Below are 24116 nucleotides of genomic sequence, written 5' to 3' on the forward strand. Positions count from 1 at the left end.
TCATCCTGAGCCAGGATCAAACTCTCATTAAAAGTTTGAGTTCTCACTCATTTCTGTCACTGACAGATTTATTGTTTTTTCATTGTTCAGTACTATAACCTTAAGTTATAGTGCCCTGCACATTGGTTCGTCTTGTTCAGTTTTCAAAGGTCTTTGTCGCTCTTGCGACAACTATATTAGTATATCACAGTCGTTTTTCTCTGTCAACAGGTTTTTTTAACTTTTTTTATATCCTGTTTCCTTCAACCGCGATACACCCATAGTCCGTACGGGATTCGAACCCGTGTTACCGCCGTGAAAAGGCGGTGTCTTAACCCCTTGACCAACGGACCTTGAGCTTTTCAACTCTTTCTATTATACCTACTTTTTTACGCTTGTCAACTGGTTTTTCTTATTTTTTATTATTTTGGTGCAAAATCTTTTAAGACAATTTGCAATTCTTTAAGCATAGCTTTTCTACCTTTGAATCGTTCGTCTGCCATCAATCGCTCGAAATATTCCAACCTCTCCTTTCCTAAACTAGCCTGATATTTCTTAAGCATTTCTTGTAGTGCGTAGGACTCATCCAAGAGAAGTCCTCCCTCTCCTAATCTGTGGCTAATTTCACTCACTTCTTCGTATGCTTGGCGATCTAACTTTCTTTTATGACTCTCTTGCTTTCGCACGGCATCTAAAATTCGATTGCGAAATTTTGTTTTAAAGTAGATATAGAACTGTTTGTCTTTTTTCTCCTTGAATTCTGGGTAGTTCTCAATTAATTCATGAAGGCAAATCATTCCTTCTTGGTCCCAATCTTCTTTTTCCCATAAATGTAGATAGTACTCCTTTCGGCACTTGTGTACGATAGCTTTTACTTCTTGGTAATTTTTTTCTAACATGATTACCCTCCCTTTCTGCATTAAGTATAGCAGAGTCAACCTTCAAAAATGCCTTTATTCTTTATTTTGCTTCTATGCTTGTTTGAGTTTATACTTTAGATACTAATACATCTCTTTTACGTTATTTTTGAATCATTTCAGGACACAAAAAATGACAAGAAATCATTCTTGCCATTTAAGAATTATTGGAACAAATCTACTATTGTATCCCATATTGTTTTTGCTTTTTCTTTAATCTTAGCATCTGAAATTGCTCGTTCTGCTTCATCGATTAAATTCTGAGCTCGACCTTGGATGTCAGTTATAGAATCTCCAGACTGTGTCCCTGCATTATCACTGGCCTGACTCGGAGTATTTTGCGGAGCAATCCCATTAAGCTTATAGGCGTTCTCTACTTTAAAAGTAGTTCCTGGAGTATAAGGAAGTATTGTTTCAGCCATACTTCTGAATATATGAGCCGCACCATTCGAAGTCGAACCTGCTAGATAATGATTTTCGTCCGTGGTCGGGAAACCGAGCCAGTGACTAATTACCACGTCAGGAGTATATCCGATAACCCATTGGTCACTTGTATATACTGGGTTAAAGGCTGCTTCTGTTGTACCAGTTTTTCCTGCCATAACATAATCATCAGGTGAAGAACTGATCCCAGTACCATTTGTGAAGGTCCCTAACATCATACTTGTCATTTTATCAGCTACTGACTTATCAATTACACGTTTCTGAGAATTTTTGTGAGTAGCAATGACTTGTCCACTTGCATTTTCAATTCGTGTAATAAAATGCGCTTCAGGCATCAATCCATCATTTGCAAATGCCGCATAAGCCTGGGCCATTTGTAGTGGACTGGTCTCCACACCACCACCTAGAGCTACACCTAATACACGATCAACATTCGTTAAATCAAGTCCGAATCTTTCGCCTGATTCAAAAGCTTTATCGATACCAAGCTGTTTGACTGTCGCTACGGCAGGTAGATTTAGAGATTCAGCTAAAGCTTGATACATTGGAACTTCTGGCGACGTTTTGATTCCAGCGTAGTTATCGACCTTGTAGTCACCATATTCCATAGTATGATTATCCAGCTCTTTATTTAGAGCCCAACCTGCTTCGACTGCTGGTGTATAGACTACTAATGGTTTAATCGTTGAGCCTGGGCTTCTTTTTGATTGGGTTGCATAGTTGAAATTTCGGAAACCAGCTTTATCATCTCCTGCCACACGTCCGACAACTCCACGAACTCCTCCCGTTTTTGGTTCTAAAGCAACACTACCCGACTCAGCATGTGTTCCATCTTCTGCAGTTGGAAAGAGATCTGTATTTTCATAGATGACCTGCATATTAGCTTGGTAATTCTGGTCTAACTCTGTATAAATACGATAGCCGTTGTTCACGATTTCTTCTTCAGTTAGATTATACTTTTCAATCGCTTCATTAACAACTGCATCAAAGTAAGAAGGATAACGGTAGTCTGAAATTTTCCCCTCGTAAGTATCCTGAAGCTGAGAGGCCATATCAACGCTTGCAGCTTCCGCTTCTTTATTTTTATCAATATAACCAGCAGCTACCATGTTCTGCAAGACGGTGTCCCTACGATTTGTAGAATCCTCAATCGAATTTAAAGGGTTGTACAATTCCGGCCCTTTAAGCATTCCTGCTAGGGTTGCTGCTTCATCGAGTGTCAGCTGAGAGGCTGAAACCCCAAAGTATTTTTTACTTGCATCTTCAACGCCCCAAACTCCATTACCGAAGTAGGCATTGTTCAAGTACATGGTTAGAATTTCCTTCTTGCTATATTTTTTGGTTAATTCCAAAGCTAAGAAGAATTCTTTCGCCTTCCTTTGAACAGTCTGGTCTTGAGATAGATAGGCATTCTTAGCCAACTGCTGAGTGATTGTAGAACCACCACCCGAGCGACCTGCTGTTAGGATTGCCAGGAAAAAGCGTCCATAGTTAATTCCACTATTTTTATAGAAACTTCTATCTTCTGTCGCAATAACAGCATTCTGCAAATCTTCACTAATATCCGAAAGTTCGACATAAGTCCCTTTTTGACCTGATAGGGCACCTGCTTCTTTTTCTTCTCTGTCAAAAATCAGAGTACGTGTTTTTAAAGCATTCTGCAAATCTGTCACATTTGTCGATTTCGCTAGGGCAAATAGATAGACCCCAACAAAAAGGCTTGCACTTAGTCCTATAATCAGAAAAATTTTTGTCAGATGATAACGGCGCCAGAATTTTCGGATAGGACCAACTGCCCCAGATTTCTTTCGTCCTGATCTTGAACGTCGTAGATTACTAGACCCGTTACCTTCATGTTCAACTTCATTAGTCTCTGTTTCTTCAACTTCAGATTCTTCCTTTTTAAATAAAGAAAGAAATTTTTCAAATAATGTATCTAATTTCATGCGTTTATTTTATCATCTTCCCCATAGGAAGACAAGAATTTAGCTAGTTCCACTGTCCAAATAAACTAATTTTTGTTACAATATCTGTATGAAATTTACCTTTACTGTCCCTGAGTCTCTACCTGAAATGACGGTCAAGTTCTTCCTAGAAGAACAACTGTTAATCCCTCGAAAAATACGTCATTTTTTAAGAGTTAAGAAGCATATCCTCATCAACCAAGAAGAGGTTCACTGGCACCAAACTATCAAACCTGGCGATGAATGCCAATTAATTTTCGATGAGGAAGACTATCCTGCAAAAAGAATTTCTTTAGGAAACCCCAATCTTGTAGAAGAAGTCTATCAAGACCAACATTTGATCATTGTCAACAAACCCGAGGGTATGAAAACGCATGGAAATCAGCCTGATGAGGTTGCTCTTCTCAATCATGTCAGCGCCTATGTAGGTCAAACTTGCTATGTCGTTCATAGACTAGACAAAGAAACAAGTGGCCTCGTACTATTTGCAAAAAACCCCTTCATACTTCCTATCTTAAACCGATTATTAGAGAAAAAAGAGATTTCGCGAGAATACTGGGCCTTAGTGGAAGGAAAAACAGAAGCCAAAGAACTGATCTTTCGAGATAAAATCGGGCGTAATCGACATGATCGTAGAAAACGGGTCATCAATCAAAAAAATGGCCAATACGCTGAAACACAGGTAAGTCGATTAAAGAATTTTCAAAACAAAACTAGTCTCGTTCGTTGTAGATTAAAAACAGGGCGAACTCATCAGATTCGGGTTCATCTATCTCACCACGGACATCCAATCCTAGGAGACCCTCTCTACAACCCACACTCAAAAACTAAGAGACTGATGCTACACGCATTCAAACTATCTTTCATTCACCCGTTAACCCTAAATAAATTAAGTTTTACTGCGTTATCAGATACATTTGAAAGAGAATTAAAACAAAATGGATGATTTTATCATCCATTTTGTTTTGATAGAGGCAAAAAAGCAAGACCAGTTGGTCTTGCTTTTATCGACTCAGGAATTATTTAGCAATTTTTGCGAAGTATTCAAGAGTACGTACAAGTTGTGCAGTGTAAGACATTTCGTTGTCATACCATGAAACAACTTTAACCAATTGTTTACCGTCAACGTCAAGAACTTTAGTTTGAGTTGCGTCAAACAATGATCCGTAAGACATACCTACAACGTCTGAAGAAACGATTGGATCTTCAGTGTAACCGTATGATTCGTTAGCTACTGCTTTCATAGCTGCATTTACTTCATCAACAGTAACGTTCTTTTCAAGAACAACTACCAATTCAGTAACTGATCCAGTTGGAGTAGGAACGCGTTGTGCAGCTCCGTCCAATTTACCGTTCAATTCAGGGATAACCAAACCGATTGCTTTAGCAGCACCAGTTGAGTTAGGAACGATGTTAGCAGCACCAGCGCGTGCACGACGAAGGTCACCTTTACGGTGTGGACCGTCAAGGATCATTTGGTCACCAGTGTAAGCGTGGATAGTAGTCATCAATCCTTCAACAACACCGAAGTTATCTTGAAGAGCTTTAGCCATTGGAGCCAAGCAGTTTGTAGTACATGAAGCACCTGAGATAACTGTTTCAGTACCATCAAGAATATCGTGGTTAGTGTTAAATACGACTGTTTTAACATCTGATCCACCAGGAGCAGTGATAACAACTTTCTTAGCACCACCAGCATGCAAGTGTTTTTCTGCAGCTGCTTTAGTAGCAAAGAAACCAGTTGCTTCAAGAACGATTTCTACACCGTCGTTAGCCCAGTCGATTTGTTCTGGATCACGTTCAGCAGAAACTTTGATGAATTTACCGTTAACTTCGAATCCACCTTCTTTAACTTCTACAGTACCGTCGAAACGACCTTGAGTTGTGTCGTATTTCAACAAGTGCGCAAGCATAACTGGATCTGTAAGGTCGTTGATGCGAGTAACTTCAACACCTTCTACGTTTTGGATACGGCGGAAAGCAAGACGACCGATACGTCCGAAACCGTTAATACCAACTTTAACTACCATTAGTGATTTCCTCCTTATGAAAATCATGAAAATTTTATTGTGAAAAGAGTAACTTGAATCACTACAAATCACCTTTCAACAAACCTATTATATAACTATTTGAGTTTAATTGCAAGCGCTGACGTCGATTTTCATTTCAGTTTTATGCTTTTCAAAGACTCTAATTTATCTAAATTACCATAGTCAAAAGTCTTTTGTCCTTTCTCTTTATCATATTTCCAAACTCTTTTTGTCAAATCCTCAAACTCTTATATTTTAGAAAATTATAAAAAGAGACAGGATTACTCCTGCCTCTAGGTTGATAATCAATTACTTAAGACGTCCTGGTCTTTCTTTGTAACCATAGTAAGCATCTTCGATGATTTCTTGCATATGATCAACCATTGGAAGACGTGGGTTTGCAGGTGAACATTGATCTTCATAAGCAAGGAAGGCCAATTCACGTGAATGTTCTTTCCATTCTTTCTCATCAATACCTTGTGCTTTGAAGTTCATTTCGATCCCTACACGCTCACCGAGTTCGTAAACAGCTTTTGCGTAAGATGCAACCCCTTCTTCTGGTGTAGAAGCTGGAAGGCCAAGCATACGAGCGATATCTTGATATTTCTCATCTGCACGGTAGTAGTTGTACTTAGGCCATGTAGCTGTCTTAGCTGGGCGTGTACCATTGTAACGGATAACGTATGGAAGCAAGATTGCATTTGTACGTCCGTGAACTGTGTGGAATTGTGCACCAATCTTGTGAGCCATTGAGTGAGAAATACCTAGGAAGGCATTGGCAAAGGCCATACCAGCAATTGTTGAAGCGTTATGCATTTTCTCACGTGAGTGGAAGTCTGCATTCTTCACTGAGCTTTCCAAGTTTTCGAATACAAGTTTGATAGCTTGAAGAGCAAGACCGTCAGTGTAGTCGCTAGCCATTTGTGATACGTAAGCTTCAGTCGCGTGAGTCAATACGTCCATACCAGTATCAGCAGCAACAAATCCAGGAATTGTCAATACCAAAGCAGGGTCTACGATTGCCACAGTTGGTGTCAATGAGTAGTCAGCGATTGGGTATTTACGGTTGTTTGCTTTATCAGAGATAACGGCAAATGGAGTTACTTCAGATCCTGTACCAGATGTAGTTGGGATCGCGATGAATTTAGTCTTCTTACCAAGCAATGGGAATTTGAAGGCACGTTTACGGATATCCATGAATTTTTGTACAAGGTCACGGAAGTCCACTTCTGGCTGCTCGTAGAAAAGCCACATTACTTTAGCAGCATCCATTGGTGATCCACCACCAAGAGCGATGATTGTATCTGGTTTGAATGAACGCATGATTTCTGTACCACGTTCAACAGTTGTGATATCTGGATCTGGCTCTACATCTGCAAAGATTTGGTAAACAACCTTATTGCGACGAAGGTCAAGTTGTTCGATGATACGATCAAGGAAACCAAGTTCTACCATAGCGTGGTCTGTAACGATCATGACACGCTCAACGTCACGACATTTTTGAAGGTATTGAATTGAATCACGTTCAAAGTATGTTTTTGAAGGAAGTTTCATCCATTGCATGTTATTTCTCCGTCTTCCGACTTTTTTGATGTTCAAGAGGTTAATGGCGCTAACGTTATCCCCAACTGAGTTACGTCCGTAAGAACCACATCCGAGTGTCAATGATGGCAAGAAGGCATTATAAACGTCTCCGATACCACCGAAAGTAGAAGGTGAGTTACAGATAACACGAATAGCTTTAACAGCTTTACCAAATTCTTTAGTCAATTCTTCATCAGCAGTATGGATAGCAGCTGAGTGTCCGAGACCGTTAAATTCAACCATTTGACGAGCTTTATTAATTCCGTCTTCACGGTTTTCAGATTTCAAAACTGCGATAACTGGTGACAATTTTTCACGAGTCAATGGCTCGTTTTCACCAACTTCTTTACATTCTGCCGCAAGAATGTTTGTTCCTTCCGGAACACTAAATCCTGCTTGTTCTGCAATCCAAGTTGCTGGTTTCCCAACGATATCAGCGTTCAATTTTGCACCAGCACAGTTTTTGCTGTTTGCTTTCACGCCGAAGCAGAACTCTTCAAGAAGAGCTTTTTCTTTTTTGTTTACAAAGTAAGTGTGGTAAGATTTGAATTCTTTGACAAATTCATCGTAAATTTCTTTATCAATGATAACCGCTTGTTCAGATGCACAGACCATACCGTTATCAAATGATTTAGACATTACGATATCGTGAGCAGCTTGGCGGATATTAGCTGATTTTTCAACATAAGCTGGAACGTTTCCGGCACCTACCCCAAGAGCTGGTTTTCCACATGAGTATGCAGCTTTAACCATGGCATTACCACCTGTTGCAAGGATTGTTGCAACGCCTTCGTGGTTCATAAGTGCACTAGTTGCTTCCATAGATGGTTCAGTAATCCACTGCACACAGTTTTCAGGAGCTCCTGCTTTAATCGCTGCATCACGCACGATTTGAGCTGCATGAGCTGATGATTCTTGAGCTGATGGGTGGAATGCAAAGACAATCGGATTACGAGTCTTCAAAGAAATCAAAGCTTTAAAGATTGCTGTTGAAGTAGGGTTAGTTGTTGGAGTAATCCCACAAACAACACCTACCGGTTCAGCAATCAGAGTCAATCCTGTTACATCATCTTCTTCGATAACACCAACTGTTTTAGTGTGGCGCATGTTGTTTACTACGTGCTCACAAGCAAACAAGTTCTTAGTCGCTTTGTCTTCAAAGACACCACGACCAGTTTCTTCAAATGCATGAAGAGCAAGTTCTCCGTGTGCGTCAAGCGCTGCAACTGAAGCTTTTGCTACGATATAATCGACTTGATCTTGGTCGAGTTTACGCATTTCTTCAAGAGCAACCAAAGCCTTTTGCACCAAACCGTCGACATGCTTTTCAGCTGCGAGTTTCTTTTCCTCTGGTGTTACAGTTTTTTTATCAGCCATATTTTCCTCCATAGCTTTCAAGGATTGTAAGTCCTTTGTTAATTTTTTCACAATGTTATTATAACTCTTTTTTTAAAAATTGTAAACAGTTTCATAGAAATTTCACAAACTTTTTTTAGTTGTTTGTGAAAACATTTTCACATACGCCTACACATAAACTTTTACGCTCATACTTTGTGAAAAATTCTATAAAACTTTTATTTTTCACAAACTCGATTGTAAGATGGCATTGGAAGAGGTTCTAATTTCCATGTAAGCGCTTTCTGCGCCTGCGATATAATACCTCCTCTTAGAGGAGGTTATTGCGCTTGTTGAAAGAGCCCTTGTTTAAAGTCACCTTCGTAGACAACTTCTTGCTCGGTAGTTAGTTTACCTTTCCCTTCAGCTTGTCCATTTACGAAGTCACCTTCATAAACCCAGCCATCCTTAGCTTGGTAGGTTCCTTTCCCATTAAATGCGCCATTTTTAAATTCACCGGTGTAGGTATCCCCATTTGAGAAGGTCAATGTTCCCTGACCATTCATTTTCCCACGGACGATGCTTCCGTCATACACTAGTGAATCACCATCCAGTTTTAAGCCTCCTTGTTTAGGCATATTTCCTACAAATACAAGAATGGCACAAAGAACTATGACTACTACAGTCGCAATTTCTAAACGAGGACGAGTTATATAGACACTGTATTTATCATAGAGTTTTTTTAAATTATCCATTTTTTGCCTCATTTTCTAAACGTGCTAGCCAAGATTGGCAACCAGCTAAAACTCGATTATAAGTTTCATCAAAATCACCTGTATACCATGGATCTGGAACACTTTCAGAAGCGAATGCCTCTATCTTATGATGATGTTCCTGAGGACACATCCGAGTCAAGTCAAGAAGATTCGATTCGTCCATCCCAATGATATAATCAAAATATTCTAAATCATCCTTAGAGATTTGTTGCGATGTTTTTGATGAATCATAAGGAATACCGTGAGTTTTAAAGATTTTCTGAGTCCCTTTGTGAATTGGATTGCCGTGTTCCCAAGAAGAAGTTGCTCGACTTTCAATCTCATAATCATCGGTTAAAGATTTCATCACAAATTCTGCCATCGGGCTTCGGCAAATATTACCAAGGCAAACAAAAACAACCTTTTTCATCATTGCTCCTCATTATCATAGAAAAACGGGAATGAGATCCACCCCGTTTTATTCTTCAATCGCGCTTTCGCCGTCAACAACTGTACCTTCAGGTGTAACAGCTTCTTTGACTGGCAAAACTGTTCTAATTGCGCCTAATTCAAAAGTCAAGTAAACTCCATCTACATCAAGTACAATCGTTTTGTTTTCAGTGTCAACTTCGTCGACTGTACCGTAGAGACCCCCGATAGTGATTACTTCGTAGCCTTTTTGAAGTTTGTTGAGGCTCTCCATACGTTTTTCAGCTTGTTTCTTTTGAGAACGTTGCATGAAGAACATCAAGCCGAACATCAAAACAAGCATAATCAAGAATGTTAAATTCCCACCCATTATTTTTTACTCCTTTGTAATTCAGATAAAACTACTATATCAAATTTCACTTGTTTTTACAAGATTATACCCTGGTTTTGGGGCAATAAAAAACCAGAGCAAAGCTCTGATTTTTCTTACTTCAAGTTGTTTACAATTTCAACTAAGTTTTCAACTGTAAATCCATATTCTGCTAAAACTTTTGAAGCTGGAGCAGACGCACCAAAGGTATCAATACCGAGAACCGCTCCATCAAGACCGACGTATTTATACCAGTTTTGAGTTGCTCCCATTTCGACTGCTACACGGCGACGAACTACATTTGGTAAGATTTCTTCTTTATAGGCTGCATCTTGCGCGTCAAATACATCTGTAGATGGCATGCTGACTACGCGAACTTTTCCACCTTGACTTGCCAATTCTTTAGCAGCTGCTACTGCTAAGTTCACTTCTGAACCTGTTGCAATCAAGATAGTGTCAAAATCTGCTGCATTTTCATATACAACGTAAGCACCTTTCGCAACCTTCTCAAAGTCTGTTCCTTCCTCAACCGTCAAGTTTTGACGAGTCAAGACAAGGGCAGTTGGTGTTTTCTCACTCTTCACTGCAAGGTACCAAGCAGCTTGAGTCTCACGCGCATCTGCTGGACGGAAAACATTGAGGTTTGGAATTGCACGAAGTCCTGCCAAGTGTTCAATCGGCTCATGAGTTGGTCCATCTTCACCAACTGCGATTGAATCGTGAGTAAAGACATAGGTTACAGGAAGACCTTGTAGGGCTGACAAACGAACTGCCGCTTTAAGGTAATCTGAGAATACGAAGAATGTTCCGCCATAAACACGAAGTCCACCGTGAAGAGCCATTCCGTTTAAGACTGTACCCATAGCAAATTCACGAACACCAAATTGGATATTACGGTTCAAGCGATTTGCATCGTCCTGTAGTCCGTCAGTTTTGATGTAAGTCATATTTGAATGTGCAAGGTCAGCTGATCCACCAAGGAAGGTTGGCAATTTAGCAGCCACTACATTCAAGGCATCCTGACTTGAGTTACGAGTTGCTTGAGAGAAACCATTTTCTAGAGCTGGGAAGTCTTCTGGAGTCACCTCAACTGGATCACGTCCGTCAATAATTGCTTCCACTTCTGCTGCGAGTTCTGGATGAGCTTCTTTATAATCTGCAACTAGTTTTGTCCATGCTTCATATGCTGATGCACCTCGGTCCGCAACATTTTCTTTGAAATCAGCATAAACTTCTGCTGGAATTTCAAATGGTTCATAGTTCCAACCAAGTGCTTGGCGAGTTGCTGCAGTTTCATCTGCTCCAAGAGGGGCACCGTGTACGGCATTGGTTCCTTGTTTGTTTGGAGAACCATAACCAATAACAGTTTTCACTTCAATCAAAGATGGTTTTCCTGAAGCCTTAGCTTCTTCGATTGCAGCATGAATCGCTTCTAAGTCTGTTCCATCTTCTACCAAGGCTGTATGCCAACCATAAGCATTATAACGATCACGAACGCTTTCTGTGAATGAATCTTTTGTCTCGCCATCCAAGTTGATATCATTTGAATCATAAAGAACAACCAACTTGTCAAGCTTTTGCAAGCCTGCATAAGAAGCAGCTTCGCTTGAGACACCTTCCATCAAGTCACCATCTCCACAGACAACGTAAGTGTAGTGGTCAAAGATGTTATAGCCTTCGCGGTTGTACTTAGCCGCAAGGAAACGTTCTGCTTGTGCAAAACCTGTCGCGGTCGCAATCCCTTGTCCTAGAGGACCTGTTGTTGCATCTACCCCTGCTGTATGACCAAATTCTGGGTGACCTGGAGTTTTAGAGCCCCATTGACGGAAGCTCTTCACTTCGTCCATGCTCACATCTTCAAATCCAGAGAGATGAAGAAGGGCGTAGAGGAGCATTGAACCATGACCTGCTGAAAGAATAAAGCGGTCACGGTTAATCCAGTTTGGTTGAGCTGGATTGATACGAAGTTCTTTAGTGAATAGGCTGTATGCCATCGGTGCAGCTCCCATAACCACTCCTGGGTGACCTGAGTTCGCTTTATTGATAGCGTCAATACCTAGAAAACGAATCGCATTAACAGATAGATTTGACATAGAATTTCCTTTCTCTTTGAGGTGATAAGTATACCACTCATCCTATTTTACTATTATATGAAAAAATACCTAGAATAGCAATAAAACAATTTACTATAAAATGACTCAGCCGATTAAACTAATTTCTAGTCGCTTGATAAAAAGGCAATAATTTTTCAAAAGTTTGGTCCAGTTCATCTAAAACTGTATCTAGAGTTTCTTCATCAGTGACTGGAACATCCGCTTTTATTAATACTTTGCGAATCTCTTGGTTAGATAACTGTTGTCTCAAAAGTTGTCTATTCTCCTCAGTAGCCTGCACTCTATAACTCTCATCGTTTTTCTGAACCCAATAATAGATTCCCTCAACTACTGGCACATCCAAAACTTTAGCCTGTTTTGATAAGGTAGCTTCATCTTTCTTTCTCTCTATAAAACTAACTTCCAAAGAAATACCCCAACTATTCTGATTCCCATACAAACGAAGAGCCATCATGGGTTCTGTTATTTGTCCCTCTCGCTGTAAATAAGCCCAAAAATGGGGACGTAATCTCTGTGCTTGGTTCATCCATTGACTAGTTTGGTGTAACTGCCAATCAGAGTGTCTAGCTTGAAAGCACTTAGCTATGTGAGTAAATGACTTTCGTGCCTCTTGCCCTTTTTTACGCAATACAAGCATTTTCTCCCTATCATCCCCAGCCTTGTCGGGATTCCGATACTGTTCTCCTTGATATGCAAGGTAGTCCTCTATTTCTTTCATTTGCTTCCTTCTTTAGTGAGAAAAAAATCAGGAAAAACCTGATTTTTTATTTATCTTATTCTGTATCAACTACAACGTAACGGTTTGGTTCGTCACCTTCAGAATAACTCGTTACACCTTCCATTCGTGAGATGATACGATGGATAATTTTACGCTCGCTACTTGACATTGGATCTGTCATCTGACTACGTCCTTCTTCCAAGACACGTGTAGCCAATTTCTGTGCGTAACTCTGCAAGACTTCTGCACGATGTTCCACATAATCATTCACATTGATCGTGATGTAGAAAGTTTTTGAATAACGGTTATAAAGGTAATTTTGTGCCAAAAGTTGAAGAGATTTCAAAACTTTACCATGATAACCAATAATACGACCTGGCTCATTTGTGTCAATTTGCATATTGATAGAGCGGCGGTTAGAGGTACTAGAAATAGTTCCCTCAACATCCATATCATCGATGATTGCTTGAACATAGTTGGTTACTTCTTCAACAACCTTTTCAGTGTCATAAGTTGGTTCGACTTTCAAACCAAGGTTTTCTAAATCGCTACTTTGTTCTTCGTCAGCATTTTCTTGAGTTTCTTCAGGTTCCAATTCTTTTAAAACAGCAATATGCCCTGTTTCCTCTAAAATCGTACTTGCTTCTTTATCGTTTTTAAGAATTTCAGCCTTGACTTCTTCAGAAATTTCTTGCCCTTCTTCTTCGATTTTCTTGATAGCTGCAACTACATGCCCCAAGTCAACTGTCGCTTCACTGACTGTTTTTACTGGGTCATTTTGATCATTAATTTCTTTTGGAACGCCTTTGATAGCCTGCTGATTTGCTTTTACAACAGTAGTCTCACTAATTGCTTCAATATCAACTTGAGCTGGTTTCTTTCCGAAAAGTCCAAATAATCCTTTTTTCTCTTTCGAAACAACTTTGATATGAGCTTTCATTCTCGGAATATTTAATTCATTCAATCCTTTTTGGATTGCTTCTTCAACAGTTGAACCTGTAAATAATACCATTATCAGATTTCTCCTTACTTTTTCTTTTTCTGTGCTTTCTTCAGAGCTTTTCTTTTCTTAGCTTCTAGATCTCTTTTAGCCTTCACATCTGCTTCACGCTCTTCAATGATTTTGAAGGGGTTGTTCAAAAGGTAAGTTTGCAATACTTGATAAGCGTTTGAAACCGTCCAATAAAGAGCAACACCGCTTGGTGCAGACATTGCAAAAAAGAAGATGATGACAGGCATTCCATACATCATAGCTGTCATTGCACCATTTTTTTCAGGTAAGGCTTTGTTTGAAAGCCAACTACTGAAGAAAGTGAATAAGGCAGCTAAAATTGGTAATACCAAAGTAGTGTCAACTCCACCTAGATTGAACCACAAAAAATGGCCAGTCTTCAAAAAATCTACGTACGATAAAGCTTGGAAAAGGGCCAATAGAATTGGCATTTGAATCAAAAGTGGCCAAAACGATGCAGATTGCTTAATTCCCAATTCTTTAAATAGTTTGCGTGTTTCCTGATCTAGCTTAGTGCGACTTTCCATATCGCGACCTGGATAACGTTCGCGCAATTCTTTTATACGAGGCTGCGCTTCTTGCATTTTTCTGGATGCTACCATTTGCGTTTGAAAGACCGGTAATAAGATTGTTCGAATCAAGACTGTGAAAATAATGATCCCTAAACCAATACTTACATTAAAGGACAAAAAACGAATGGTTTCAGCAAAAAAATAAACAAGTTTACTCCAAAAATCTGCCGAGTCAGCAGAGACTTCACTAGTTGCACAAGCAGTCATTACCAACAAGGACAAACCTAGTACACTAGTCAACTGTAATTTCTTCTTCACTCCTATTTCCTTCCTGGTATATCTTTGCTAATCTCAAAACATGAAGTAGGTTTTTTTCGATTTCTGCATATTCTAGAGTTTCAACACCTTTTCGAGCAATGACAACAAAGTCTACATTATCAACTATCTGATGACTGTTTTCAATCAAAACATGTCGAATTCTTCGCTTGATTTGATTTCTTGTTACAGCATTTCCTAACTTCTTACTAACTGATAAACCTACTCGAAAATGTTGTTGTTGGTTTTCTAATCGATAAATAACAAATTTTCGATTAGCTACACTTTCTCCCTCTTTAAATATGGCATCGAAATCTTTCTCTTTTTTTACACGAAAGCTTTTTCTCAAAAATCATACTCCATCTAATAAAACTACTACTATTATACCATAAAATTTCAAAAAGCCAATCATAGCAAGGTTTCAAGCTATTTGTGCTGCAAAAAAATGACCATTTAAAAAATGAATGGCCAGAATCAATGAGAATTTACTACTTTTTCCTGAGTAAAAAACAAAAGTCACTCCAAGGAGTGACTTTTGTCGGAGATTATTATGAAAAAGTTTAGAATTCTATTAAATAAAGTTAGGAGGTCTTTATTTAATGATTATAGTATACATACTCATCCTTAAATTGAACTTAAAGTTCCTCTTTTTTCTTTAATTTTTAAAACTATGGATTGGAGCAGGTATCTGACCACCACGAGAAATAAAATCTACTGATGAAGCCCCGTTGACTTTCATAACCGGAGCAGTACCTAAAAGACCACCAAACTCAATCATATCTCCCTCTTTTCCTTTAGGGATAATACGAACTGCCGTTGTTTTCATATTGATAACTCCGATAGCAGCTTCATCTGCAATCATAGCCGCAATCGTTTCAGCAGGGGTATCCGCAGGAATGGCAATCATATCTAAACCGACTGAACAAATAGCGGTCATGGCTTCTAATTTTTCAAGGTTTAGGGAACCATTCTGTACGGCAGCAATCATGCCTTCGTCTTCAGAAACTGGGATAAAGGCACCTGAAAGACCACCGACTTGGTTACAAGCCATAACACCACCTTTTTTAACCTGATCATTCAAAAGTGCTAGGGCTGCAGTTGTTCCATGAGTTCCAACTGTTTCCAATCCCATTTCCTCAAGAACACGTGCCACAGAATCGCCAACTGCTGGAGTTGGGGCCAAGCTCAAATCAACGATTCCAAAATCAACTCCGAGACGCTCACTAGCCATTTGACCAACTAATTGACCAATACGGGTAATCTTGAAAGCTGTCTTTTTAACAGTTTCAGCAACTACATCAAAGCTTTCCCCACGAACCTTTTCCAAGGCACGTTTGACAACACCTGGACCTGAAACACCAACATTAATAATAACATCAGCTTCACCAACTCCATGAAAGGCTCCTGCCATAAAAGGGTTGTCCTCAACTGCATTGGCAAAAACGACTAGCTTCGCAGCTCCCATTTCTGAAAGCTCAGCTGTTTCCTTGATAATTCGGCCCATATCTGCTACAGCAGTCATATTGATCCCTGACTTAGTTGAACCTATATTGACAGAAGAGCAAACCTTATCTGTCTCTGCTAGAGCACGTGGAATAGAATTTATTAGAATTTCATCACCTTTTTGGTAACCTTTTTGTACCAAGGCAGAAAAACCTCCAATAAAATCTACTCCAATTTTTTTAGCAGCTCTATCCAAAGCTTTAGCCAACACTACATAATCTGTCGCATCCGTAGCCGCGCCAATTAAGGAGATTGGAGTTACCGATACTCGCTTATTTACAATGGGAATCCCCAGTTCAGCGGCAATTTCATCACCGACAGCAACTAAGTTAGATGCCTTTGTAGTAATTTTTTCATAAATTTTATCTGCAGCCTTATTAATATCTGGATCGATACAATCAAGAAGAGAAATTCCCATTGTAATTGTTCTGATATCAAAATTCTGCTCTTCAATCATTGAGATTGTTTCTGTGACTTGTCTAATATCCATACACGCCTCCTAGATATTATACATAGCATCAAAAATTGCAGCACTCTGAATATTGATTTTGACATTCAAAGTCTGACCAAAAGCCTCAAACTCATTTCTCAAATGAGTAAAATCTTGTTTTTCTTCACTAGATACCACAGCCATCATTGTGAAGAACTCGTCCAATACAGTTTGTGAAATATCATCAATATTTAATCCTAATTCAGCAATCTTAGTTGCAACACCTGCAACAATCCCACCTTTATCTTTTCCAACTACAGTTATGATAGCTTTCATATCGACCCTCCATTTTTAAACTATAGAAAATCTAATTTTGTAATTTTCTTTTTTTCAGTATAGCATATTTACAACAAAAAAACTAAAAAACGCCTGCTTACGAAATTGTTCTTAAAAGAAAAACAATTTCGTAAACAAGCGTCTACCCGACCATCTTATGATGAGTGTTCCCGCTAGGACAAAAGTCCTAGCGGTAGACCAGAGCTAGACTAAGAGCACAAGGCTCCATCATCATAACACTCAACAAAATTGATGATTTTATACTAATTCGATGATTGCCATTGGCGCTGCATCACCACGACGTGGTTCAGTTTTAAGGATACGAGTGTATCCACCGTTACGGTCTGCGTAACGAGGTGCGATTTCTGAGAACAATTTTTGAAGTGCTGTAGTAGAAGTGTACTTGTCAGTTGCTTCATCATAGTTTTCAGATGCGATTTCATTACGTACGAAAGCAGCAGCTTGACGACGTGCATGCAAATCACCACGTTTACCTAGAGTAATCATTTTTTCAACAGTTTTACGGATTTCTTTAGCACGAGCTTCAGTTGTCACGATTGATTCGTTGATCAAAAGGTCAGTTGTCAAATCGCGAAGCATTGCTTTACGTTGTGAGCTAGTGCGTCCTAGTTTACGGTAAGCCATGTATTCCTCCTTTATTTATCTTTTAATCCAAGACCCAAATCAATGAGTTTGAGTTTCACTTCTTCCAAACTCTTGCGTCCAAGATTTCTTACTTTCATCATCTCTGCTTCAGATTTTTCTGTCAAATCATGCACAGTATTGATACCAGCACGTTTCAAACAGTTATATGAGCGTACAGATAAGTCAAGTTCCTCAATCGTACGTTCCAAAATACGGTCGTCCGATTCAGTATCAGCTTCTTTCATCACTTCTGCAGATTTAGCAATCTCTGTAAGATTTGTAAACAAATCAAGATGTTCTGTCAAAATGCGTGCTGAAAGCCCTAAAGCATCTTCTGGAATAATAGTTCCATTTGTCAAGATTTCAAGGGTTAATTTGTCGAAACCATCATTGCTTCCTACACGAGCAGGTTCAACTTGATAGTTAACTTTTGTAACTGGTGTATAAATAGAATCTACAGCAAGTGTTCCAACTGGTGCATTATCTTTCTTGTTTTCATCTGCAGGTACATATCCACGACCACTGTTTACAGTCATAGTCGCTTTAAATGAAGCACCTTCTCCGATTGTGAAAAGATAATGATCTGGATTTACGATTTCGATATCACTATCAGTCAAAATGTCTCCAGCTGTAACTTCAGCAGGTCCTTCAACATCAAGTTCAATAGTCTTTTCGTCTTTTACATATGATTTAACTGCAATCCCTTTAATGTTCAGAATGATTTGCATCACATCTTCGCGAACACCTGGAATTGTATCAAACTCATGTAATACTCCATCGATATCGATAGATGTAACAGCTGCCCCTGGAAGAGAAGCAAGAAGTACACGACGAAGAGAGTTACCAAGTGTTGTACCGTATCCACGTTCTAGTGGTTCGATTACAAACTTGCCATAATCTTTATTTTCATCAATTTTTGTTATATTTGGTTTTTCAAACTCGATCATTTAGTTACTCCCTCTTAAACGAAAAGCAGTGTAAAGGTAATGATTATACACGGCGACGTTTTGGAGGACGAGCACCATTGTGTGGCACTGGAGTCACATCACGAATTGCTGTTACTTCAAGACCAGCGGCAGCAAGAGCACGAATAGCTGACTCACGACCAGAACCTGGACCTTTTACAGTAACTTCAACTGATTTAAGACCGTGTTCTTGTGCAGATTTAGCAGCAGCTTCTGAAGCCATTTGAGCAGCAAATGGTGTAGATTTACGGGAACCTTTAAAACCAAGAGCACCAGCTGATGACCAAGCGATTGCATTACCATGCACATCAGTAATCATAACAATAGTGTTATTAAATGTAGCGTGAATATGAGCAATACCAGATTCGATATTCTTTTTCACACGACGTTTACGTGTTGGTTTAGCCAAGACTTTTACCTCCTATATTATTTTTTCTTACCAGCAATCGCAACAGCTTTACCTTTACGAGTGCGAGCATTGTTTTTAGTGTTTTGTCCACGGACAGGAAGTCCACGACGGTGACGGATACCACGGTATGAACCGATTTCCATCAAACGTTTGATGTTCAAGTTTACTTCACGACGAAGGTCACCTTCAACTTTAATTGCATCAACTTCACGACGGATAGCATCTTCTTGATCTGATGTAAGGTCGCGAACGCGAATATCTTCTGAAATTCCAGCAGCTGCTAAGATTTTCTTAGATGTTGCAAGTCCGATACCATAGACATAAGTCAATGAGATAACTACACGTTTGTCATTTGGAATGTCAACTCCAGCAATACGAGCCATGTTTTCTCCTTTCTATCTTATCCTTGACGTTGTTTGTGTTTTGGATTTGCTGGGCAAATTACCATAACACGGCCATTACGACGAATTACTTTACAGTATTCGCAAATTGGTTTGACCGATGGTCTTACTTTCATTTCTTATCCCTCCAAGTTTTTCGATTATTTAAAGCGGTAAGTGATACGTCCACGTGTCAAGTCATATGGACTCATTTCAACAGTAACACGATCTCCCGCTAAAATACGAATATAGTTTTTACGAATTTTACCAGAAACTGTTGCTAAAATCTGATGTCCATTTTCAAGTTCAACCGTAAACATTGCATTCGGCATTGTATCGACTACTTTGCCTTCAACTTCAATCACATCGTCTTTTGCCACGCAAAAGTACCTCCCTAAATTTCGATTTGATGCCTCTAGACACAGAGACAACAATTATAAGTCAGACTAACTCAGTATAACATTTGTCAAGACATTTTGCAAGTCTGAAAAACGCTTTTATTTCAAATTTGTCAATACCTTTTCGATATCTTTAAAAACATCATCGATATCTTGGTTACCTTCGATATCATGTACTAGACCTTTAGCACGATAGTGAGCAATGATTGGTTCACCTTGGGCAATATTAACATCCAAACGACGTTTTACTGTCTCAGGTTTATCATCTTCACGTTGGTAGTAATCTTCCTCTTTGTAATCAACTGGTGGATTGAATACTTTATGGAAAGTTTCTCCAGTTTCACGGTGAATGATACGACCACTCAAACGTTCAAGTAGGCATGATGGATCTACTTCGATGTTAATAACACCTTCAAGTTCAATTCCAAGTTCAGACAATGTTTTGTCTAAGGCATGAGCTTGCTCAATTGTACGTGGATATCCATCCAACAAGAAACCAGTTTCTTTAATATCATCTTGAGAAAGACGTTCTTTAACAATTCCATTTGTAACTTCATCTGGAACCAACTCGCCTTTGTCAATATATGACTTAGCTAGCACACCCATTTCAGTTTGGTTAGCCATTGCTTCACGGAACATATCACCTGTTGAGATGTGGGCAACGTGAAATTGTTCAACAATTTTCGCTGCTTGTGTCCCCTTACCTGCACCAGGTAAACCCATAATCAAAAGATTCATGATTCATACTCCTTTTTTATTTTTAAATAGAAGCAAAAATTCATTTCAACTCCTATTTAAAAACAAAATAGAAGAGAGGAGATAAAAATCCGACTAGGTCTCTGATTTTTACACTCCACTCTCTGAGCAATAGTGAATTTTATTTTCTATTACAATTATTCTGTTGTATCTAAGAAACCAACATACTTACGTTTCAATAGATATCCTTCCAATTGTTTAATTCCTTCAATACCTGTAGAGATAATGATGAGCAAACTTGTTCCCCCAAAAGCAACAACCTCTGAAAGACCAAATAAATCTTTAGCTACGATAGGTAAGATAGAAATAACACCTAGGAAGAGAGATCCGACAGTTGCGAGGCGACGAAGAAGTTTTGACATGTACTCTTCTGTCCCTTTACCTGGACGGACACCATGGATATAAGCTCCACTCTTTTGTAAATTCTCTGCAGCTTTCTCTGGATTAATCTGTACAAATGTATAGAAGAATGTAAAGAGAATAATCAACAGAGCATACAAAGCAACACCTGAAGGAGTTGATGTAGATACCAACTCTTGAGCTGTTTTTACCCACTCCCAGTTGAGACCAGATGCACTTACAAATTGTAAGATTGCTGCCGGCGCTGCTGTAATGGAGCTGGCAAAGATAACTGGGATAACCCCAGCAGGGTTAATCTTCAAAGGAAGATACGAACTTGATGGTGCACCTTGAGCTACCTTTGTATACTGAATTGGAATCTTGTATTTAGCTTGTTCAACGTAAGTTGTAAAGTAAACAATCAACAAAACAGCAACGATTAAGATGGCAACGAAAATAAGAGACGATGTCAAACGACTGCTTGGTACATTGACAAAGTAATCCACATAGATGCCTTTAATCATATCAGGAATTGAAGCAACAATCCCTGCAAAGATAATCATTGAAACACCATTCCCGTATCCCTTATCTGTGATTTGCTCTCCCAACCAGGTCACAATCATGCTTCCTGCTGTTAAAATTCCACCAATTATAAGGAAAACTTGTGGTGTAAGTGGTACAGTCAAAAGTTTAGCTCCAGACAGAGCGTTAAATCCAGCAGTAATCCCGACTGATTGAACAAATGCAAGCACAAGCGCAATGTATCGAGTCGCTTGGTTTAACTTTCTACGACCAACTTCCCCCTGTTTGCCCCACTCTACAAACTTTGGTAATAAATCCATTTGCAAGAGTTGGACGACGATTGATGCTGTGATGTAAGGACTAACCCCAAGCGCAAAAACTGAGAAATTTTTCATGGCATTCCCTGACACCAAGCTCAACATATTCAAGAAGGATAGTCCACTCAAAGCGTTCAAGCTATTTGCATTTACCCACGGTACAGTGATGCTAGTACCGATACGAAATACAAATACGATAAAAATTGTAAATAGAATTTTTGATCGAACTTGTTTAACTTTGAATGCTTCTCTCAATAATTTAAAAAACATAGGTCACCTCACTTAGATGACTTCAACTGAACCACCTTTAGCAGTGATAGCTTCTTCAGCTGATTTAGAGAATTTAGCAGCTTTAACAGTCAACTTCTTAGTCAACTCACCGTTACCAAGAATCTTGATACCTGATTTTTCAGATTTAACAATTCCTGATTCTACAAGTACCACTGGAGTTACTTCAGCACCGTCATCAAAGGCGTTCAATTGATCAAGGTTTACAATCGCATATTCTTTAGCGTTGATGTTAGTAAATCCACGTTTTGGAAGACGACGGAACAATGGAGTTTGTCCACCTTCAAAACCAAGGCGTACTCCGCCACCGCTACGAGCTTTTTGACCTTTTTGACCACGACCAGATGTTTTACCGTTACCTGATGAAGTACCACGACCAACACGGTTACGAGTTTTACGAGAACCTTCTGCAGGTTTCAATTCATGAAGTTTCATTATATATTTTCTCCTCTTTTGTAAAATGCTAGCGCCGATAAGAGAGAAAAGGTTGTCTCTCCTATCAACTCGCCTATACTGAGTCATCTAAGATGACTATATCTAGTTTTAGGGGATGGTCTTATGCACATCCCCTAAAATTTTATTAGTTTACTTCTTCAACTGTTACCAAGTGAGATACTGCAGTGATCATACCACGGATAGCAGCGTTATCTTCTTTAATAACAGAGCTGTTCAATTTGCCAAGTCCAAGTGCTACAACAGTTTTACGTTGTGATGGAATGCGTCCGATTGGAGACTTAGTCAAAGTAATTTTAATTTGAGCCATTTTATCCCCTTTCTTATGCCAAATCAGAAACTGAAATACCACGAAGGGCAGCAACTTCTTCAGCGCGTTTCAATTGTTTCAAACCTTCAACAGTTGCACGAACAATGTTGATTGGAGTGTTAGAGCCAAGTGATTTAGATGTAATATCTGCCACACCTGCCAATTCCACAACGGCACGAACTGCACCACCTGCGGCAACTCCAGAACCTTCTACAGCTGGTTTCAACAATACTTTAGCTCCACCGAATTCTGAAAGAACTTCATGTGGGATTGTTGTTCCAACCATAGGAACTTCGATCAAGTTTTTCTTAGCATCTTCTACTGCTTTGCGGATTGCTTCTGGAACTTCTTGAGCTTTACCAGTACCAAATCCTACACGACCATTGCGGTCACCAACAACTACAAGAGCTGCGAAACGAAGACGACGTCCACCTTTAACAACTTTTGTAACACGGTTAACAGCAACTACGCGTTCTTCAAGTTCTACTGCATTGTCTTTAAATGCCATTTTCTAGTGTCCTCCTATTAGAATTTCAATCCGTTTTCACGAGCTGCATCAGCCAAAGCTTTCACACGTCCGTGATATAGATATCCACCGCGGTCGAACACCACTTCTGAAATACCTTTAGCACTTGCACGTTCTGCAACGAGTTTACCGACAGCAACGGCTTGTTCAGTTTTAGTTCCTTTTGAAACTTCTTTGTCAAGAGTTGAAGCACTTGCGAGCGTTACACCCGCTACGTCATCAATCACTTGAGCGTAGATGCCTGTATTAGAACGGAATACGTTCAAACGTGGGCGATCAGCAGTTCCAGAGAGTTTTCCGCGAACGCGACGGTGGCGTTTTTGGCGGAGTTTGTTTTTATCTGGTTTAGAAATCACAGTTTTCACCTCTTTAATTTTAAATCGTGTGCTATGCACTAAGTTGGTAATGAGGTTGGTGGTTGAAAATCAACCACTCAACATTATTTACCAGTTTTACCTTCTTTAAGACGAACATATTCGCCAACGTAACGGATACCTTTACCTTTGTATGGTTCTGGTGAACGAAGGCTACGTACGTAAGCAGCTGTTTGACCAACTTTTTCTTTTGAAATTCCGCTGATAACGATAGTCGTTGGGTTTGGAAGTTCAAAAGTAATTCCTTCTGGAGCTTCAACTTCGTCTGGATGTGATTTACCAACAGCCAAAACAAGTTTGTTTCCTTGAAGTTGTGCACGGTAACCAACCCCACGCATTTCAAGTTCTTTCTTGAATCCTTCTGAAACACCAATAACCATGTTGTTCAAAAGTGCACGAGTAGTTCCGTGGATAGTTTTCATTTCTTTTGAATCGTTTGGACGGTGAAGAGTTACTTCAGTACCTTCCACACGGATTTCAATATCTTTTGAGAACTCACGAGTAAGTTCTCCTTTAGGTCCTTTTACAGTTACAACGTTGTCATTGTTAGTGAGTTCAACACCAGCAGGCAACACGATAACTTTATTACCAATACGTGACATGTTTTTATTCTCCTGTTAAATTGTCAGGCCATAAAGGCCAGTTTTCACGGGGTTAAATCGATTTCTCGATTTAAAGGAATATTTA

General features: G+C 39.4%; 28 protein-coding genes and 1 tRNA gene. 1 reads left to right on the forward strand and 28 read right to left on the reverse strand.

Translation table 11 applies throughout. The annotated features are described in order from the left end of the window. Window positions 1–260 precede the first annotated feature (260 nt). The 3 genes from HMPREF1481_RS09535 to pbp2a all read right to left on the reverse strand — a co-directional run bounded on the left by HMPREF1481_RS09535 (window position 261) and on the right by pbp2a (window position 3286). Window positions 261–332 (reverse strand) — tRNA-Glu (locus HMPREF1481_RS09535). Window positions 333–401: 69 nt separating this feature from the next. Next, a complete protein-coding gene (locus HMPREF1481_RS09540) occupies window positions 402–878 on the reverse strand; it encodes a sigma factor (RefSeq protein ID WP_016466444.1) in 477 nt (158 codons plus the stop codon). Between the two features lie 182 nt (window positions 879–1060). Continuing rightward, on the reverse strand, window positions 1061–3286 hold the full coding sequence (pbp2a, locus tag HMPREF1481_RS09545) for a penicillin-binding protein PBP2A (protein ID WP_016466445.1): 2226 nt from the start codon (window positions 3284–3286) through the stop codon (window positions 1061–1063). An 88-nt stretch (window positions 3287–3374) separates the two neighbouring features. Here pbp2a and HMPREF1481_RS09550 point away from each other — a divergent pair, with 88 nt between their 5' ends. Continuing rightward, complete coding sequence (locus HMPREF1481_RS09550; protein WP_016466446.1) at window positions 3375–4250, forward strand: RluA family pseudouridine synthase; 876 nt, start codon at window positions 3375–3377, stop codon at window positions 4248–4250. 73 nt (window positions 4251–4323) lie between these two features. On the opposite strand, the gene gap is transcribed toward HMPREF1481_RS09550, so the two are convergent. The 25 genes from gap to rplF all read right to left on the reverse strand — a co-directional run bounded on the left by gap (window position 4324) and on the right by rplF (window position 24031). After that, complete coding sequence (gene gap, locus HMPREF1481_RS09555) at window positions 4324–5334, reverse strand: type I glyceraldehyde-3-phosphate dehydrogenase (RefSeq protein WP_016466447.1); 1011 nt, start codon at window positions 5332–5334, stop codon at window positions 4324–4326. A gap of 309 nt (window positions 5335–5643) precedes the next feature. After that, window positions 5644–8295, reverse strand: a complete 2652-nt coding sequence (adhE, locus tag HMPREF1481_RS09560; RefSeq protein ID WP_016466448.1) for a bifunctional acetaldehyde-CoA/alcohol dehydrogenase — start codon at window positions 8293–8295, stop codon at window positions 5644–5646. Window positions 8296–8594: 299 nt separating this feature from the next. Next, window positions 8595–9008, reverse strand: a complete 414-nt coding sequence (locus HMPREF1481_RS09565; RefSeq protein WP_016466449.1) for an MORN repeat-containing protein — start codon at window positions 9006–9008, stop codon at window positions 8595–8597. Continuing rightward, on the reverse strand, window positions 9001–9438 hold the full coding sequence (locus tag HMPREF1481_RS09570) for a low molecular weight protein-tyrosine-phosphatase (RefSeq protein ID WP_016466450.1): 438 nt from the start codon (window positions 9436–9438) through the stop codon (window positions 9001–9003). The genes HMPREF1481_RS09565 and HMPREF1481_RS09570 overlap by 8 nt, the downstream gene beginning before the upstream one ends. A gap of 48 nt (window positions 9439–9486) precedes the next feature. Further along, the gene (gene yajC / locus HMPREF1481_RS09575) at window positions 9487–9807 is read right to left on the reverse strand and encodes a preprotein translocase subunit YajC (protein WP_016466451.1); all 321 of its coding nucleotides are present in this window, start codon (window positions 9805–9807) and stop codon (window positions 9487–9489) included. 116 nt (window positions 9808–9923) lie between these two features. Further along, window positions 9924–11900, reverse strand: coding sequence for a transketolase (tkt, locus tag HMPREF1481_RS09580; RefSeq protein WP_016466452.1), 1977 nt, complete (start codon window positions 11898–11900; stop codon window positions 9924–9926). Window positions 11901–12018: 118 nt separating this feature from the next. Then, complete coding sequence (locus tag HMPREF1481_RS09585) at window positions 12019–12639, reverse strand: hypothetical protein (RefSeq protein WP_016466453.1); 621 nt, start codon at window positions 12637–12639, stop codon at window positions 12019–12021. A gap of 55 nt (window positions 12640–12694) precedes the next feature. After that, window positions 12695–13651: an RNA-binding cell elongation regulator Jag/EloR gene (gene jag, locus HMPREF1481_RS09590; RefSeq protein ID WP_016466454.1), complete on the reverse strand. Its 957-nt coding sequence runs from the start codon at window positions 13649–13651 to the stop codon at window positions 12695–12697. 14 nt (window positions 13652–13665) lie between these two features. Then, on the reverse strand, window positions 13666–14481 hold the full coding sequence (locus tag HMPREF1481_RS09595) for a YidC/Oxa1 family membrane protein insertase (RefSeq protein ID WP_016466455.1): 816 nt from the start codon (window positions 14479–14481) through the stop codon (window positions 13666–13668). Then, complete coding sequence (gene rnpA, locus HMPREF1481_RS09600; RefSeq protein WP_016466456.1) at window positions 14456–14827, reverse strand: ribonuclease P protein component; 372 nt, start codon at window positions 14825–14827, stop codon at window positions 14456–14458. The genes HMPREF1481_RS09595 and rnpA overlap by 26 nt, the downstream gene beginning before the upstream one ends. Window positions 14828–15133: 306 nt before the next feature. Next, a complete protein-coding gene (locus HMPREF1481_RS09605; RefSeq protein ID WP_016466457.1) occupies window positions 15134–16471 on the reverse strand; it encodes a PFL family protein in 1338 nt (445 codons plus the stop codon). A gap of 9 nt (window positions 16472–16480) precedes the next feature. After that, complete coding sequence (locus HMPREF1481_RS09610) at window positions 16481–16747, reverse strand: ACT domain-containing protein (protein ID WP_006151049.1); 267 nt, start codon at window positions 16745–16747, stop codon at window positions 16481–16483. Window positions 16748–17005: 258 nt separating this feature from the next. Continuing rightward, a complete protein-coding gene (gene rplQ / locus HMPREF1481_RS09615; protein WP_004251124.1) occupies window positions 17006–17392 on the reverse strand; it encodes a 50S ribosomal protein L17 in 387 nt (128 codons plus the stop codon). An 11-nt stretch (window positions 17393–17403) separates the two neighbouring features. Beyond that, window positions 17404–18339: a DNA-directed RNA polymerase subunit alpha gene (locus tag HMPREF1481_RS09620; protein WP_006151057.1), complete on the reverse strand. Its 936-nt coding sequence runs from the start codon at window positions 18337–18339 to the stop codon at window positions 17404–17406. 43 nt (window positions 18340–18382) lie between these two features. Beyond that, window positions 18383–18766, reverse strand: coding sequence for a 30S ribosomal protein S11 (rpsK, locus tag HMPREF1481_RS09625; RefSeq protein WP_001118385.1), 384 nt, complete (start codon window positions 18764–18766; stop codon window positions 18383–18385). A 17-nt stretch (window positions 18767–18783) separates the two neighbouring features. Beyond that, window positions 18784–19149, reverse strand: coding sequence for a 30S ribosomal protein S13 (gene rpsM / locus HMPREF1481_RS09630; RefSeq protein ID WP_006151054.1), 366 nt, complete (start codon window positions 19147–19149; stop codon window positions 18784–18786). Between the two features lie 17 nt (window positions 19150–19166). After that, window positions 19167–19283 carry a 50S ribosomal protein L36 gene (rpmJ, locus tag HMPREF1481_RS10780; protein WP_001808836.1) on the reverse strand — a complete coding sequence of 39 codons (117 nt, stop codon included), beginning with the start codon at window positions 19281–19283 and terminating at the stop codon, window positions 19167–19169. A 24-nt stretch (window positions 19284–19307) separates the two neighbouring features. Continuing rightward, entirely contained in the window at window positions 19308–19526 is a 219-nt protein-coding gene (gene infA, locus HMPREF1481_RS09635; protein WP_001029883.1) for a translation initiation factor IF-1, read from the reverse strand. A 117-nt stretch (window positions 19527–19643) separates the two neighbouring features. Beyond that, entirely contained in the window at window positions 19644–20282 is a 639-nt protein-coding gene (locus tag HMPREF1481_RS09640) for an adenylate kinase (protein ID WP_016466458.1), read from the reverse strand. Window positions 20283–20437: 155 nt separating this feature from the next. Next, window positions 20438–21748 (reverse strand): preprotein translocase subunit SecY, encoded by a 1311-nt coding sequence (gene secY / locus HMPREF1481_RS09645; protein WP_016466459.1) that lies wholly within the window; start codon window positions 21746–21748, stop codon window positions 20438–20440. Between the two features lie 12 nt (window positions 21749–21760). After that, window positions 21761–22201 carry a 50S ribosomal protein L15 gene (gene rplO / locus HMPREF1481_RS09650; protein ID WP_004251104.1) on the reverse strand — a complete coding sequence of 147 codons (441 nt, stop codon included), beginning with the start codon at window positions 22199–22201 and terminating at the stop codon, window positions 21761–21763. 145 nt (window positions 22202–22346) lie between these two features. Continuing rightward, complete coding sequence (gene rpmD, locus HMPREF1481_RS09655; protein ID WP_000057241.1) at window positions 22347–22529, reverse strand: 50S ribosomal protein L30; 183 nt, start codon at window positions 22527–22529, stop codon at window positions 22347–22349. Window positions 22530–22542: 13 nt separating this feature from the next. Further along, the gene (rpsE, locus tag HMPREF1481_RS09660; protein ID WP_004251100.1) at window positions 22543–23037 is read right to left on the reverse strand and encodes a 30S ribosomal protein S5; all 495 of its coding nucleotides are present in this window, start codon (window positions 23035–23037) and stop codon (window positions 22543–22545) included. A gap of 17 nt (window positions 23038–23054) precedes the next feature. Then, window positions 23055–23411, reverse strand: coding sequence for a 50S ribosomal protein L18 (gene rplR / locus HMPREF1481_RS09665; RefSeq protein WP_004251098.1), 357 nt, complete (start codon window positions 23409–23411; stop codon window positions 23055–23057). Window positions 23412–23494: 83 nt separating this feature from the next. Next, complete coding sequence (gene rplF / locus HMPREF1481_RS09670; RefSeq protein ID WP_016466460.1) at window positions 23495–24031, reverse strand: 50S ribosomal protein L6; 537 nt, start codon at window positions 24029–24031, stop codon at window positions 23495–23497. Window positions 24032–24116: the final 85 nt, after the last annotated feature.

Source organism: Streptococcus sp. HPH0090 (assembly GCF_000411475.1).
GTDB lineage: Bacteria > Bacillota > Bacilli > Lactobacillales > Streptococcaceae > Streptococcus.